This is a genomic window from Streptomyces sp. NBC_01351, from assembly GCF_036237315.1.
Taxonomy (GTDB): domain Bacteria; phylum Actinomycetota; class Actinomycetes; order Streptomycetales; family Streptomycetaceae; genus Streptomyces.
Genome location: NZ_CP108356.1, coordinates 2942874 through 2956540 on the forward strand (window position 1 = coordinate 2942874; position 13667 = coordinate 2956540).

At 71.8% G+C, this 13667-nt stretch carries 16 protein-coding genes; 8 read left to right on the forward strand and 8 right to left on the reverse strand.

Annotated elements, in window-relative coordinates; all coding sequences use genetic code 11:
* Positions 1-92: 92 nt before the first annotated feature.
* From OG625_RS13025 to OG625_RS13035, 3 genes are read right to left on the reverse strand one after another with little or no spacing between them, the layout of a single operon-like run.
* Positions 93-188 (reverse strand): Ms4533A family Cys-rich leader peptide, encoded by a 96-nt coding sequence (locus OG625_RS13025; protein ID WP_329379517.1) that lies wholly within the window; start codon positions 186-188, stop codon positions 93-95.
* Between the two features lie 56 nt (positions 189-244).
* Entirely contained in the window at positions 245-1603 is a 1359-nt protein-coding gene (locus OG625_RS13030) for a DUF3152 domain-containing protein (protein WP_329379521.1), read from the reverse strand.
* 5 nt (positions 1604-1608) lie between these two features.
* Positions 1609-2577: an alpha/beta fold hydrolase gene (locus tag OG625_RS13035; RefSeq protein WP_329379523.1), complete on the reverse strand. Its 969-nt coding sequence runs from the start codon at positions 2575-2577 to the stop codon at positions 1609-1611.
* A 131-nt stretch (positions 2578-2708) separates the two neighbouring features.
* Here OG625_RS13035 and OG625_RS13040 point away from each other — a divergent pair, with 131 nt between their 5' ends.
* The 4 genes from OG625_RS13040 to OG625_RS13055 all read left to right on the forward strand — a co-directional run bounded on the left by OG625_RS13040 (position 2709) and on the right by OG625_RS13055 (position 4494).
* Positions 2709-2924 (forward strand): hypothetical protein, encoded by a 216-nt coding sequence (locus OG625_RS13040; RefSeq protein WP_329379525.1) that lies wholly within the window; start codon positions 2709-2711, stop codon positions 2922-2924.
* Positions 2925-3049: 125 nt separating this feature from the next.
* Positions 3050-3697 (forward strand): TetR/AcrR family transcriptional regulator, encoded by a 648-nt coding sequence (locus OG625_RS13045; protein ID WP_329379527.1) that lies wholly within the window; start codon positions 3050-3052, stop codon positions 3695-3697.
* Between the two features lie 137 nt (positions 3698-3834).
* Positions 3835-4062, forward strand: coding sequence for a DUF3107 domain-containing protein (locus tag OG625_RS13050; RefSeq protein WP_329379530.1), 228 nt, complete (start codon positions 3835-3837; stop codon positions 4060-4062).
* 129 nt (positions 4063-4191) lie between these two features.
* The gene (locus OG625_RS13055; protein ID WP_443067704.1) at positions 4192-4494 is read left to right on the forward strand and encodes a hypothetical protein; all 303 of its coding nucleotides are present in this window, start codon (positions 4192-4194) and stop codon (positions 4492-4494) included.
* Between the two features lie 75 nt (positions 4495-4569).
* Here OG625_RS13055 and OG625_RS13060 read toward each other — a convergent pair whose 3' ends face one another.
* A complete protein-coding gene (locus tag OG625_RS13060; protein ID WP_329379533.1) occupies positions 4570-5328 on the reverse strand; it encodes a ferritin-like fold-containing protein in 759 nt (252 codons plus the stop codon).
* Positions 5329-5775: 447 nt separating this feature from the next.
* Here OG625_RS13060 and OG625_RS13065 point away from each other — a divergent pair, with 447 nt between their 5' ends.
* From OG625_RS13065 to OG625_RS13075, 3 genes are all read left to right on the forward strand, one after another.
* On the forward strand, positions 5776-7812 hold the full coding sequence (locus OG625_RS13065; protein ID WP_329379536.1) for a DEAD/DEAH box helicase: 2037 nt from the start codon (positions 5776-5778) through the stop codon (positions 7810-7812).
* Positions 7813-7920: 108 nt separating this feature from the next.
* A complete protein-coding gene (locus OG625_RS13070) occupies positions 7921-8805 on the forward strand; it encodes an alpha/beta fold hydrolase (protein ID WP_329379539.1) in 885 nt (294 codons plus the stop codon).
* Positions 8806-8904: 99 nt separating this feature from the next.
* A complete protein-coding gene (locus OG625_RS13075) occupies positions 8905-9057 on the forward strand; it encodes a hypothetical protein (protein ID WP_329379542.1) in 153 nt (50 codons plus the stop codon).
* Between the two features lie 72 nt (positions 9058-9129).
* Here OG625_RS13075 and OG625_RS13080 read toward each other — a convergent pair whose 3' ends face one another.
* The 4 genes from OG625_RS13080 to OG625_RS13095 all read right to left on the reverse strand — a co-directional run bounded on the left by OG625_RS13080 (position 9130) and on the right by OG625_RS13095 (position 12160).
* Complete coding sequence (locus OG625_RS13080; protein ID WP_329379545.1) at positions 9130-9735, reverse strand: MarC family protein; 606 nt, start codon at positions 9733-9735, stop codon at positions 9130-9132.
* A 100-nt stretch (positions 9736-9835) separates the two neighbouring features.
* On the reverse strand, positions 9836-10699 hold the full coding sequence (locus OG625_RS13085) for a PHP domain-containing protein (protein WP_329379547.1): 864 nt from the start codon (positions 10697-10699) through the stop codon (positions 9836-9838).
* A 162-nt stretch (positions 10700-10861) separates the two neighbouring features.
* Positions 10862-11506 carry a DUF6758 family protein gene (locus OG625_RS13090; RefSeq protein WP_329379550.1) on the reverse strand — a complete coding sequence of 215 codons (645 nt, stop codon included), beginning with the start codon at positions 11504-11506 and terminating at the stop codon, positions 10862-10864.
* Between the two features lie 69 nt (positions 11507-11575).
* Positions 11576-12160 carry a suppressor of fused domain protein gene (locus OG625_RS13095; protein ID WP_329379554.1) on the reverse strand — a complete coding sequence of 195 codons (585 nt, stop codon included), beginning with the start codon at positions 12158-12160 and terminating at the stop codon, positions 11576-11578.
* Positions 12161-12542: 382 nt separating this feature from the next.
* Between OG625_RS13095 and OG625_RS13100 the strand changes: the two genes are divergently transcribed.
* Complete coding sequence (locus tag OG625_RS13100; protein WP_329379556.1) at positions 12543-13658, forward strand: magnesium and cobalt transport protein CorA; 1116 nt, start codon at positions 12543-12545, stop codon at positions 13656-13658.
* Positions 13659-13667: the final 9 nt, after the last annotated feature.

Sequence of the window (13667 nt, forward strand, 5' to 3'; positions counted from 1 at the left end):
CATGGACACACCCGGGCGCGGCGGATTCGAGAAAGGGTCGCGGCGCTTGCGGGCTGGGGGTACCTCCCGGGCCGCCAGGCCCAGGGGGAACGTCAGCGACAGAAGATGTCGGCCACGCTGTGCGCGGTCACACCAAGCAGCGCCAGCTCAATGGCGGCGCTCGCGGTGGTGGTGTGGTGCTGCGACATGCGGAGAACGATTGCCGATGATCGGACGGATTGTCAACGCCGATTCGCGCGGCACGTCAATTGCCGGGAAAGGCCCAGGGGTTGGGCTTGCACCGGATTCCGTCGACGTCGAGGGACTTGGTCTGCTGCTGCATGACGGGGGCGAGCGCGCCGGGCGTCTTGCAGCTCACGTGTCCGTGTCCGAGGCGGTGGCCGACCTCGTGGTTGATGAGCATCTGGCGGTAGCTGAACATCTGCTCGGGGCCGTAGGTCGGCGAGCCCTGTGCCCAGCGGAAGGCGTTGATCATCACCCGCTCGGTGGACGCGGAGTCACAGGAGACGTTGTCGATGGTGGTGTTGAGCCCCGACTTGGCGCACCACTGGCCGGTGGTCCCCGGGCTGGCCAGGGTGATCACGAAGTCGGCGGTGCCGCCCGGGACCCGTTCGAAGGTCATCGCGCCGCTGTGAGCCCAGCTGCGGTCGTCGTTGAGGGTGCGGTGGACGGCCTCGGCGAAGAGGCCCGCGTCCAGGCCGAGCCCCTGCTCGACGTCGACGCGGTAGCGCACGAGCCGGCCCTTGCCGGGGGCCTTGGCCACGCCGGGCACGGTGTCGAAGGCGCCGGGGCCGGTGAGTTTCGCGTCGATCGGCAGCTGCTGGGCCATCTTCTGCTCGTACGTCAGCTCCGGAGCGGCCGAGACCGCGGGGGTGGGAGCCGCTGCGGAGGAGGTCTGCGGCATCGGGCTGTTCGCGGTGGCGGCGTCGGCCGGGGCCGTGCCGGGGGCGGCGAACGGGCTCGGTTTCGCGCCCTCGCTCTCGGCGATCACCTGGAGCGCGACGACCACGGCGAGGACGGTGGTGACGGCCGCGGCGGCCACCCCGGTGTATGTACGGGCCTTCTGGCCGCGGCCGGAGCCGGGCCGCTCGGTCTCGGGGGCGGCGGGTTCGACCGGCTTGCGCGGGGCGGGCACGCGCACCTTGCGGTGCGAGCCGGTGGAGGTGACCGGGTCGGGCGCGGGCACCGGCGCGGGTGCGGGCGCCACCGGCGGGGCGAGGGTGACCTGCGGGAAGCCGACCGCGGGGGTGCCGAAGGCCGGGGTGTCGCTGTCCAGCAGAGCGGTCGGCGCGGCAGCTCCGCGGGGGCGCGGCACCCCGCGCCAATCCCCGTACTGGGAGGCCTGGTCGGGGCCGGCACCCCAGGCGCCGCCGGTCTCGTACTGCTGGGGGTGCCCGCCGGCCCGCACGTCCTGGGGTACGTACCCCTGGTGGGTGACGGTGGGTTCGGCCCGGTACCGGGCGCGCGGTTCCTCGTACTCGTATTCGTATTCGTACCCGAAGTGCTGCTCCGGGCTCACCGGCCACGGTTCCGCCGGCGCGGGCACCTGGGCGGGCGCCGGGGCAGGGGCGGGGAGGGGGTCCTTGCGACTATGTCGTCCCACGGTCTTCAGCCCTTGCCGTCTTCGGTATCTCGCAGCAGCTCCCGGAACGCGGCGGCCACCACCTCCGGGTACTCCATCATCGCCACGTGCCCGGCCTCGGGCAGCGTCAGCAGCCGCGAACCGCGGAAGGACGCGGCCGCCCTGCGCGCCATACGGTACGAGACCAGCTGGTCCCGGCCACCGTAGACGAGCAGGGTCGGGGCGAGCACCCGCTGCGCCTGACGCCACAGACCGTGCTGGCCACCCAGGGTGTACGCGTCGACGATGCCGCGCGAGGAACGGGTCATCGCGTCCCAGAAGTACGGCAGGTCCATCCGCCGCTCCATCTCGGCGACGGCGTTGCAGAACCCCTCGGGACTCACCCGTGAGGGGTCCCCGTAACAGAGGTCCGTCACCCCCCGGGTGCGCTGTTCGGCGCTCAGGCCCCGGGTCAGGCGGCTGAAGAGCGCGGCCACTCCGGGCACGGCGAGCAGCGCGGTCGGCACGGCGCTCTTCTGCACGCGCAGCTCGGGCAGGGCGGGCGAGACCAGCGTCAGGGTGCGCACGAGGTCCGGCCGGACGGCCGCGACCCGGGTGGAGACGGCGCCGCCGAGGGAGTTCCCGAAGAGGTGCACCGGGCCGCGTCCGGCGGCGTCGAGGTGGCGGATGACCGCGCGGGCGAAAGCCGTCACGGAGTAGTCCCGGTCGGCGGGCGGCGGGGACCAGCCGAAGCCGGGCAGGTCGACGGCCTCGGCGTCGACGGTGTCCGCGAGCTGCTCCATGAGGGCCGACCAGTTCTGCGAGGAACCGCCGAGTCCGTGGACGAACAGTGCGGGCGGCAGGTCCGTGGCCAGCGGCGGACGGACCCGGATGTTGAGTTCCAGCCCGGGCAGCACGACGGTGCGCGACTGCTCCCCTTCGGCCACCGGGGCGGCTCCCACCAGGGAGGACAGCTCGGCGGTGGACCGTACGCCCGGCAGCTCGGTGGAAGACATGCGGGCAATGTTACGAGACGATCACGCCCGACTTCCTGTGTTCGCGGTCACAGATGTGTGGCGATCCGCATAGCGGGGTATCCGCGATCCTCCTAGGCTCATAGGTGAACCAAGGAAGCGAGGGCAGCGGCATGACTGTCGACCCTGCGGAGCCGGACACCTTCCGAGAGCAGATGCCGGAGGTCCTGGACGCCGAGGCGCCCGAGGCGGATGTGGCGGAACAGCTGGCCGAGTTGCAGCCGGGCGAGGACGACCCGGTCACCGGCCGGGAGCGGGGCGAGGCCGCCGACGGCGACGCCGCCGAGCAGGCTCGGGTGGTGCCGCTGGACGAAGACGACTACCGCTGACCAGCACATCCGACCGGTCCGTACCGCGAGAAAACTCGGCTTGAACCCTACAGATTCGGTTACCGAAAAGTACGATGGCGGCGCGGCGCATCGCGCACTGTGTTCTTAGAGAAAGTGGAGGCGGCGTGACAGCCATCGAGCAGACCGAGGCAGCGCGTCCGCGGGGCACGCGACTGCCGCGCCGAGCCCGGCGCAACCAGCTGCTGGGCGCGGCTCAGGAGGTCTTCGTCGCGCAGGGTTACCACGCTGCCGCGATGGACGACATCGCCGAGCGCGCCGGAGTGAGCAAGCCGGTGCTGTACCAGCACTTCCCGGGCAAGCTCGACCTTTACCTGGCGCTGCTGGACCAGCACTGCGAGGCGCTGCTGCTGGCCGTGCGCACCGCGCTCGCGTCGACGACGGACAACAAGCTGCGTGTGGCCGCCACGATGGACGCGTACTTCGCGTACGTGGAGGACGAGGGCGGCGCGTTCCGGCTGGTCTTCGAGTCCGACCTGACGAACGAGCCGGCGGTGCGCGAGCGCGTCGACCGCGTCTCGCTCCAGTGCGCCGAGGCCATCTCCGACGTCATCGCCGAGGACACCGGCCTGTCCAAGGACGAGTCGATGCTGCTGGCCGTGGGCCTGGGCGGGGTCTCGCAGGTCGTGGCGCGCTACTGGCTGTCCAGCGAGAGCCCGGTGGCCCGTGACACGGCGGTCGGCCTGCTGACCTCGCTGGCGTGGCGCGGTATCGCGGGCTTCCCGCTGCACGGCACGGAGGGCGGTCCGGCCTGACGTGCCGGTCCGGCCTGACCGGCGGTGTTCGCTGCGAGCGTGTCCGGTCCGCGCGGTTCGCGTCCCCTCTCCGGGCTAATGTGGACCGCGTACGGCGCGGCTGATCGCGCGAAACGGACCGTCGGAGGGACAAAGCCGTGGAGGTCAAGATCGGCGTGCAGCACGCACCCCGGGAGATCGTGCTGGAGAGCGACCTGAGCGCCGAGGAGCTGGAGCGCATCGTCGCCGCCGCGCTGTCCGGCACGGAGCCGCTGCTGAGCCTCACCGACACCAAGGGCCGCAAGGTCCTGGTGCCGTCCGACCGCCTGTCGTACGTCGACCTGGGCGAGCCGGCCGCGCGCAAGGTCGGTTTCGGCGCGCTCTGAGGGCAGTCGAGACGCACGAAGAACTGAGAGAAACGGCCCGGTGGTTGATCCCACCGGGCCGTTTCCCTTTCTTCCGCTTCGGGTAGGACCGCAGTGACCCGGTTAACCCCGACCCGTGGGAGGGACCTCATGCTGCTGATGGAAGCGCTCGGCTCTGCTCTGCTGGGCCTCGCCCTGTCCCTGACAGCCGCGAGAGTGCTGACACGGCGGCTGCCGTCCCGGAGAGTCGTGCTGGTCAGCGGGGTACTGGGGGCGCTGTTCGGGGCGTATCTGACGCACACCGCGCTGGGCCCCGGGCACAACACGCTGACGGCGACCTTCGTCGGCGCGGTGCTGGTGTCGGCGGTGGTGCTGTCGCTGCTGCTCCGTCCGGCCTCCGGGCCCCGCAGGCCGTCCCACAGGACTCCGTTTTCGCTCCCGACGCGGGGCTGACGGCCGATCCCGTACGAACGAAGGCCCCGGCACGCCGTGATGCGCGCCGGGGCCTTCGCTGCGTACGGGTCCCGCTCAGGCCGCCAGGCCGAGGGCTGCCATGCGCTTGGTGTGGGCCTTGGTGATGCGGGTGAACATCTCGCCGACGGCCGCCAGGTCGAAGCCGGCCGCCATCCCGTCGACCCCGCCGACCAGCATCGTGGACAGCGCGTCGCGCTCCGCGACCACGCGCTGGGCCTGCGAGAGGGCCTCGCCCATCAGCCGGCGGGCCCACAGGGCGAGTCGGCCGCCACAGCGCGGGTCCGCCTCGATCGCGGCGCGCACCTTCTCGACGGCGAAGTTGCCGTGGCCGGTGTCGTCGAGCACGCCGAGGACGAGCGCGCGGGTGTCGGTGTCCAGGTGGCTGGCGACCTCGCGGTAGAAGTCGCTGGCGATCGAGTCGCCGACGTACGCCTTGACCAGGCCCTCCAGCCAGTCCGACGGCGCGGTCTGGCGGTGGAAGTCGTCGACGCCCTTCGCGAAGGGCTCCATGGCGGCGGTGGGCTCGACCTCGATGGCGGCGAGCCGGTCGCGCAGGCGCTCGAAGTGGTGGAACTCGGCGGAGGCCATGGCAGCGAGCTCGGCCTTGTCGTCGAGGGTGGGCGCGAGCTTCGCGTCCTCCGCGAGGCGCTCGAAGGCCGCGAGCTCGCCGTACGCGAGCGCGCCGAGCAGGTCCACGACAGCGGCCCGGTACTGCGGCGAGGCGGAGGCCGTCACCCAGTCCTGGGCGGCGATGCCCACGGCTTCGGCGGGGGTGCTGTCGTCGGCGGGCGAGGCGTTTTCAACGGTCGACATGCTCCGCACAATAGCCCGCCGAAAGGCGCGCCAAGTCACCAGACCTACTCACTGTCGGGGCACCTAAACGCGCCTGCCCGGTGAATTCACCCGACACACCTGCGCGAATCCGGGGTACAGTGGTAATGCGCCTGCCGGAGACTCGGCGGGCCATCCGAATGAGGATGCCCGGTCGGTGGCCCGATCGGCTCCAACCGACCGCCCTCGGTGCGGTGCGTACGTTCATGCGTACCGCCTCCCACGAGGGGCCCCCTCAGCGGCAGATGCGCCTGAGCGAAGGCTAGTGGTCCCGCGCAGCTTCGTACGTAGCAGTACTGCAAGCACGGCACGGTACGACCCCCCTCGCCGCCTCGCGCCGCGTCTCACAGAAGAGGCAGCACCCTGACTACGTTCCGTGACCTCGGGATCCTTCCCGAAACCGCCGAAGCCCTCGAGGCCGTCGGCATCGTGTCCCCCTTCCCGATCCAGGAGATGACCCTCCCCGTCGCCCTTTCCGGCACGGACGTCATCGGCCAGGCCAAGACCGGAACCGGCAAGACGCTCGGTTTCGGCCTTCCCCTGCTGGAGCGGGTCACCGTCCCCGCGGACGTCGAGGCCGGCCGGGCCAAGCCCGAGCAGCTGACCGACGCCCCGCAGGCCCTCGTCGTGGTTCCGACCCGCGAGCTGTGCACCCAGGTCACCAACGACCTGCTCACCGCGGGCAAGGTCCGCAACGTCCGCGTCCTCGCCATATACGGCGGCCGCGCGTACGAGCCCCAGGTCGAGGCGCTCAAGAAGGGCGTCGACATCATCGTCGGCACCCCGGGCCGCCTGCTCGACCTGGCCGGTCAGAAGAAGCTCGACCTGTCGCACGTCCGGGCCCTGGTCCTGGACGAGGCCGACGAGATGCTCGACCTGGGCTTCCTGCCCGACGTCGAGAAGATCATGGGCTACCTGCCCCCGAAGCGTCAGACGATGCTGTTCTCGGCGACCATGCCGGGCGCGGTCATCGGCCTGGCCCGCCGGTACATGACGCAGCCCACGCACATCCGCGCCGTCTCCGAGGACGGCGAGGGCGCGACCGTCGCCAACATCGCCCAGCACGTCTTCCGTGCGCACAACATGGACAAGCCGGAGCTCGTCTCCCGCATCCTGCAGGCCGAGGGCCGCGGCCTGGCCATGATCTTCTGCCGTACCAAGCGCACGGCGGCCGACATCGCCGAGCAGCTGGAGAAGCGCGGCTTCGCCTCCGGCGCCGTCCACGGCGACCTGGGCCAGGGTGCGCGCGAGCAGGCCCTGCGCGCGTTCCGCAACGGCAAGGTCGACGTGCTGGTGTGCACCGACGTCGCCGCGCGCGGCATCGATGTCGAGGGCGTCACCCACGTCATCAACTACCAGACGCCGGAAGACGAGAAGACCTTCCTGCACCGCGTGGGCCGCACCGGCCGCGCGGGCAACAAGGGCATCGCCGTCACCCTGGTCGACTGGGACGACATCCCGCGCTGGCAGCTGATCAACAAGGCGCTGGAGCTGGACTTCCACGACCCGGTCGAGACGTACTCCACGTCCCCGCACCTGTTCGAGGAACTGAACATCCCGGCCGGCACCAAGGGCATCCTGCCGCGCGCCGAGCGCACGCGGGCCGGCCTGAAGGCCGAGAACCTGGAGGACCTGGGCGAGACCGGCGGCCGCGGTGGCCGTGGCGGTCGCGACCGCGGTCCGGCCGCCGCCGCCGTGGTGACGGAGGAGCGCCCCGAGCGCACCCGTACGCCGCGCCAGCGTCGTCGTACCCGTGGTGGTGCGGAGGCGGGTGCCGAGGGTGTCGTCGCGACTCCCGTGGCCGAGGCTCCGCAGGCTCCGGCCGCCGACGAGCCGCGCAGGCCGCGTCGCCGCCGCACCCGTGTGGCAGTGGTGCCGGCCCAGGCCGTGGAGGCCGCTCCGGTCGCCGTGGCGGCCCCGGTCGCCGAGGCCGCTCCGGTCGTGGAGGCCGCTCCGGTCGCCGCCGCGCCCGTGGTCGAGGAGGCCCCGGTCAAGGCGCGCCGCACGCGGACCCGCAAGGTCGCCGAGGCGGCTCCCGAGCCCGACTTCCAGATGGCCCCGGCCGTGGAGCCCGTCCGGGCCCCCCGGCGTCCGGTCCGCAAGGTCGTCGACACCTCCTCGGAGCCGGACTTCCAGATGGCCCCGCCGGTCGAGCCCGTCAAGGCCCGCACCCGTACCCGCAAGATCGCGGCCGCACCGGTCGTCGCCGAAGCGGCCGTGGTGACGGAGGAGGCTCCGGTCAAGCCGAAGCGGACCCGTACCCGCAAGGTCGCCGAGGCCGCCCCGGCCGTCGCCGAAGCCGCCGTCGTGGCGGAGGAGGCTCCGGTCAAGCCGAAGCGGACCCGTACCCGCAAGGTCGCCGAGGCCGCCCCGGCCGTCGCCGAAGCCGCCGCGGTGGCCGAGGAGGCCCCCGCCAAGCCGAAGCGCACCCGTACCCGCAAGGCCGCGGCGGCGCCGGAGGCGTAAGCGCCCGGCTCCCGTAGCGCACCGATGGCCCCGGTCCCCTTTCGAGGGGGCCGGGGCCATCGGCGTACCCGGGCCGACCGCCGCCGTACGGGCCGGTAACCTCTGGCCATGAGCAAGCCGCCGCGCCTCACCCTGCCGTCCGTCGCCCGCGCGTACCGCCTCACCACCGCCCGCGGCGAGTTCGCCGTGCACGAGGCCGGTGAGCCCGCGCGTGGCACCGCCCTGCTGGTTCCCGGGTTCACGGGGAGCAAGGAGGACTTCATCGGCCTCCTGGAGCCCCTGGCCGCCGCCGGGTACCGGGTGGTCGCCGTCGACGGGCGCGGGCAGCACGAGAGCACCGGGCCGCGCGAGGAGGCCCCGTACGCCCTGGAGGAGCTGGCGCAGGACGTCCTCGCCCAGGCCGCGGCGCTGGGGGCGGGCGGCCCGGTGCACCTGGTCGGCCACTCGCTGGGCGGGCTGATCTCGCGCGCCGCCGTGCTGCGCGACCCCGCGCCCTTCGCCTCTCTGACCTTGATGAGCAGTGGCCCGGCCGCGATCTCGGAGGAGCAGCAGGCCCGTACGAAGCTGCTGGTCGCCGCCCTGGAGGCACTGGGCGATACTGCGCCCGATCAAAGCATGCCGGGCATCTGGGCGGCGATGCGGGCCCTGGACCCCGAGGACGCCGTCGCGGACTCCCCCGAGCTGGCGGGGTTCCTGCGCGCGCGGTGGCTGGCCACCGTGCCCGAGCAGTTGATCGTCACGGGCCGGGTGCTGATCTCCGAGCCCGACCGGGTGGAAGAGCTGAGCCGGGTCGAGCTGCCGAAGCTGGTCCTGTCCGGCGAGGTCGACTACGCGTGGCCGGTCCCGCTGATGGACGCGATGGCGCGGCGGCTGGGTGCGGAGCGGTTCGTCGTACCGGGCACGGAGCACTCGCCGAACGCCGAGTCGCCGCGGGTGACGGCGGGGGCGCTGGCCGCGTTCTGGGACGCCGCCGGGGATGCCCGTACCGCTTAGTAGTTAGCCAGTGAAAAAATTTCCTTAGCGTAGGGAATGATTGCGGCTTACCCTTCGTTAACACCTGTGCAAGGAGAACACCGACGAAGGGAGAGGCCCATGCGCTTCGAGATTCTGCGCCTGGACGATGTCGACGGGAACGCCGTGGACAGCACCGTCGTGGACGCGTCCTCCGTCAACCGGATCGTGCAGCAGGCCGCGGCCGTTGGCCAGCGCATTCTGATCCGACCGGCCGAGAGCACGTCCAACTGACGCTGCGCACGACACGTTCACGCCCCCGCACCGATACGGTGCGGGGGCGTTCGCATGTGCGGCGGGCCGTGATCAGCCTCCGCGCACCACCTGGAGCACGCCGTTGATGATCTGCTGGACGGCGATCGCGGAGAGCATCATGCCGGCGAGACGCGTCACGAGGACGACGCCGCCGTCCTTGATGACCCGGATGATCACCAGCGAGTAGCGCATCGTGATCCACAGCACGACGTGCATGGCGACGATCGCGGCCCAGACGGAGACCTGTCCGGAGACCCCGTCGGCCTTCTGCACGGCGAGGATGACGGACACGATCGCGCCCGGCCCGGCCAGCAGCGGCATCCCGAGCGGGACGAGGGCCACGTTCACATCCTTGGTCTGCTTCGGCTCGTCGGTCTTGCCGGTGAGCAGGTCCAGCGCGATGAGCAGGAGCAGCAGACCACCGGCGATCATCAGCGCCGGCACCGAGACGTGCAGGTAGTCCAGGATCTGCTGGCCGCAGAGACCGAAGACGGCGATGACGCCGAAGGCCACACAGACGGCTTGCCAGGCCATGCGGCGCTGCACCTTGGCGGGGCGCCCGGAGGTCAGGGCGAGGAAGATCGGCGTGATCCCCGGGGGGTCCATAATCACGAAAAGCGTGAGAAAGAGGGATCCGAAGACGGCGAAATCAAACACAGTGATGCCTTGCAGGAGAGGGGTGTCGCGAAATGGGGGTATCGCGCAGAAGTGAAGAAGCGCGGAAGGGGTGGAGCGGGCAGGCCGAAAAGGCCGCCGGTCAGCGCTCGCGTCCGCCGGCGCCGGGCACCGGGAAGGCCCCGGTCGCACGACGCGTGATCTCGCCGTAGATCTCGGGGTCGGTCGTGTACTCCCCGAGGCGGCAGGTCTTGCGGCTGCCGTGGTAGTCGCTGGACCCGGTGGTCAGCAGGCCGAGGTCCGCGGCCAGGGCGCGCAGCCGGGCGCGGGTGTCCGCGTCGTGGTCCATGTGGTCCACCTCGATGCCGTCCAGGCCCGCGGCCGCCAGCTCGGCTATCGCGGCCTCGGGCACGCACTCGCCGCGCTTGACTGCGAGGGGGTGCGCGAAGACGGTGACCCCGCCGGCCGCCTTGACCAGGCGGATGGCGTCGAAGGGGTCGAGCTCGTGCTTCTGCGCGTACGCGCGGCCGCCGTCGGCGAGCCAGTCGGGCGTGAAGGCGTCCGACACGGTGGGCACGACGCCCAGCTCGACGAGGGCGGTCGCGATGTGCGGCCGGCCGACCGAGCCCTCACCGGCGATCCGGGCCACCTGCTCCCAGGTGACGTCCACGCCGAGGTCCTGGAGCTTGCCGACCATGGTCTGCGCGCGCGGGGTCCGGTCGTCCCGGACGAGCTCGCGCTCGCGGGAAAGCTCCGGCTCCTCGGGGTCGAAGAGGTACGCGAGCATGTGCATCCCGACCCCGTCGAGGCGGCAGGACAGCTCGGCCCCGGTGACCAGGGTCAGCCCGGCCGGCACCGCGGCGATCGCCTCCGCGTACCCGCCCACGGTGTCGTGGTCGGTCAGGGCGACCACGTCCAGCCCGGCGGCAGCGGCATTGCGCACCAGCTCGGCGGGGGTGTCCGTACCGTCGGAGGCCGTGGAGTGGGCGTGCAGGTCGATGCGCACAGCCGAGCTCCAGGGGTCGTACGGACGGGTGGGGGCACCTCCCAGCGGTAGCTGGGGGAGACACTCCAGGATAACCGTGCCGGGACGCTCCGCTGGGCGGCCGGTGAGGGGGTGGCGCCGGGAGCCCGGCCGGCGCGGGGGCCGGCCGTGACCGGGCGCGGGCTATGTCGGCTTAAGGATGCGGGGGCTCAGGGCGCCGCACGGGAGGAGTTCGAGCTCGGCCCCCGCGTCGCGGAGGTCGGTGAGGACGAGCTCGTCGTACATCAGGAGGCCGGTCTGCTCCGGCCAGACGATCGCCCAGAGCCACAGGCCCCGCGCCTCGCCGGCGAAGACGGCCCGGTCGTCGGGTGCCCCCTTCAGGTGCCACAGCGGTGTCGGCCGGCCGGCCGCGGCCACCTTGGCGTGCGGCGGGTCCGATACGTCGATGTGCGGGCCGGGGTCGAGGCCGTCGATGCCCGCGAACCGTGCTCCGAGCCCCACTCCCAGCTCCTCGGCGACCAGCAGCAGCTCGCCCATGCCACCGAGCGGACCGGGACCCGAGCAGGCCACGGCCGTCGCCCGGCCCCCGCTGCGGTCGTCACCGGCGGAGGCGACCCCGGTGAACAGCCACCCCACCGGCAACGGCCACGGCATCCACACCGGCACCTGCGCACGGTGCACGACCACGCTCAGGCCTTCGACACTGGGCGGGATCACTGGTTGCAGAGGGTAGACAGCGCCATGCACCGCGCACTGCCAGGAGTCGGAGAAGAGTCCGGGCGCCCTGACCCGGCCACCGCACTTCGGGCAACTTGGTTCACCCCTCATAAGAAGCCACGCTCCTCCCCGGCCGCCCGCCCGTCAAGGCTGGCTCACCCATCCGGGCTGCCGGTCGGGTCAGTCCAGGGCGACCGCGCTGCGCAGCGGGTCCCGCAGATCTGTGCCGCGGGCGAGCCAGCGTTCCTGGAGGGCCGCCGCGCCGTGGACGCGCTTCCAGGCGGCCTCGTTCGCGGTCATCGGAAGAAGGGGGAGGAAGCGGACCGGGTCCATGGGTTCGTCCAGTTCCAGGTCCTCCACCAGGCCCCCCGGTTCGGCCACGAGGACGGAGCTGAAGGCGGCCCCGTCCCAGAGCGGATCGCCCACGTCGAGCGAGGCGCCGGGGGCCACGATCAGGCCCTCCACCTGGGGGGAGGCCGCCAGCACGGCAAGCGGCCGGAGCAGCTTGTCGGTGGGTGCGATTCCCGCCCGTACGGTCAGCACGAGCTCGGCGCGCGGACCGCGTACGGGGTCGGCGACGACGTCGGTCGGGTCGGTCATGGGGTGCGCGGACATCCCGAGGGTCGCGTACCGCACGAGGTCGCCCTCGGCGAAGCGGAGTACCTCGATGCGGTCGGTGCCCAGGAAGGTGACGGCGGCGCGGGCGTCGGGTTCGCCGAACGCGGAGCGCAGCCGGGCCTCGACGAGGGCCAGAATTTCTGCCATGGAGCGAGCATAGAACTCGTATCAGCCGGGTAAAGGGCGGGTCTTGACCATCCGTCGGCTGATAGTGTTGACAGCTGGTTCGGGCCGCACGCAGAAGTGCAGTTCAACGCTCCGGACGACAGGACGTCCCTCACGGGGGACCGGCCGGAGGAGGTGGGGCTGCGATGGATCGAAGTCGATCGTGCAGTACCGATCGCTCTTCCGCTTCCCTGACGGGCACTTCCCGCCCCCTGTGATCTTCTGATCAGTAGAAGAGCGACGGCGACACGTCTTTTGTCCTCCCGTCCTGTTCCTTCCGCCTCGCCCCGGGCCCGCCCGCCCGCGCCCCGCGGAAGGTCTCCCACCCGTACGGTCCGCAGCCGTGCGCGCGAAGGAGCCTGCCATGTCGATGCTGCCCTACCTGCGTGCGGCCGTCCGTCCGTCGCTCCGCAGGTCCACCCCCGTCCAGCCCGGCTACGACACCACCCGCGACCCGTCGGCGAGCAGCGCCGTGGTCGACTGCGCCGTGTACCGCGACGGCCGGCGCGCCCTCGGATCCGCCTGTCTGACGCCGCGTGAGGCGATGCGCAGGGTCCGCGAGGACGGCGGTTTCGCGTGGATCGGCCTGCACGAGCCGACCGAGGCCGAGTTCGCGGGGATCGCCGCCACCTTCGGGCTGCACCCCCTCGCCGTGGAGGACGCGGTCCACGCGCACCAGCGGCCGAAGCTGGAGCGGTACGACGACACCCTCTTCACCGTCTTCAAGACGATCCACTACGTCGAGCACGCCGAACTGACCGCCACCAGCGAGGTGGTGGAGACCGGCGAGGTGATGTGCTTCACCGGCCCCGACTTCGTCATCACCGTCCGGCACGGCGGCCAGGGCTCCCTGAAGGGACTGCGCCACCGCCTCCAGGACGACCCGGACCTCCTCTCCAAGGGCCCCTCCTCGGTCCTGCACTCCATCGCCGACCACGTCGTCGACGGCTACATCGCGGTCGCGGCGGCCGTCCAGGACGACATCGACGAGGTGGAGAGCGCGGTCTTCGCCGCCCCGGCCAAGGGCGTGGCGCGCGGCGGTGACGCGGGCCGGATCTACCAGCTCAAGCGCGAGGTGCTGGAGTTCAAGCGGGCGGTCTCCCCCCTGCTGCGGCCCATGGAGCTGCTGAGCGAGCGCCCGATGCGGCTGGTGGACCCGGACATCCAGAAGTACTTCCGGGACGTCGCCGACCACCTGGCACGCGTCCACGAGCAGGTCGTCGGCTTCGACGAGCTGCTGAACTCGATCCTCCAGGCCAATCTCGCGCAGGCGACGGTCGCCCAGAACGAGGACATGCGCAAGATCACCTCGTGGGCGGCGATCATCGCCGTGCCGACGATGATCTGCGGGGTGTACGGGATGAACTTCGAGCACATGCCCGAGCTCCAGTGGAAGTACGGCTATCCCCTCGTGATGGCCTCGATCGTCGGCATCTGTCTCACCATCCACCGCGCCCTCCGACGCCACGGCTGGCTCTAGGGGGTGGCT

What these genes read in the sequence shown, in the direction of transcription:
- OG625_RS13025 (WP_329379517.1), bottom strand. Translation starts at nt 188, where the DNA reads ATGTCGCAGCACCACACCACCACCGCGAGCGCCGCCATTGAGCTGGCG.
- OG625_RS13035 (WP_329379523.1), bottom strand. Translation starts at nt 2,577, where the DNA reads ATGTCTTCCACCGAGCTGCCGGGCGTACGGTCCACCGCCGAGCTGTCC.
- OG625_RS13040 (WP_329379525.1), top strand. Translation starts at nt 2,709, where the DNA reads ATGACTGTCGACCCTGCGGAGCCGGACACCTTCCGAGAGCAGATGCCG.
- OG625_RS13055 (WP_443067704.1), top strand. Translation starts at nt 4,192, where the DNA reads ATGCTGCTGATGGAAGCGCTCGGCTCTGCTCTGCTGGGCCTCGCCCTG.
- OG625_RS13060 (WP_329379533.1), bottom strand. Translation starts at nt 5,328, where the DNA reads ATGTCGACCGTTGAAAACGCCTCGCCCGCCGACGACAGCACCCCCGCC.
- OG625_RS13070 (WP_329379539.1), top strand. Translation starts at nt 7,921, where the DNA reads ATGAGCAAGCCGCCGCGCCTCACCCTGCCGTCCGTCGCCCGCGCGTAC.
- OG625_RS13075 (WP_329379542.1), top strand. Translation starts at nt 8,905, where the DNA reads ATGCGCTTCGAGATTCTGCGCCTGGACGATGTCGACGGGAACGCCGTG.
- OG625_RS13090 (WP_329379550.1), bottom strand. Translation starts at nt 11,506, where the DNA reads ATGAGGGGTGAACCAAGTTGCCCGAAGTGCGGTGGCCGGGTCAGGGCG.
- OG625_RS13095 (WP_329379554.1), bottom strand. Translation starts at nt 12,160, where the DNA reads ATGGCAGAAATTCTGGCCCTCGTCGAGGCCCGGCTGCGCTCCGCGTTC.
- OG625_RS13100 (WP_329379556.1), top strand. Translation starts at nt 12,543, where the DNA reads ATGTCGATGCTGCCCTACCTGCGTGCGGCCGTCCGTCCGTCGCTCCGC.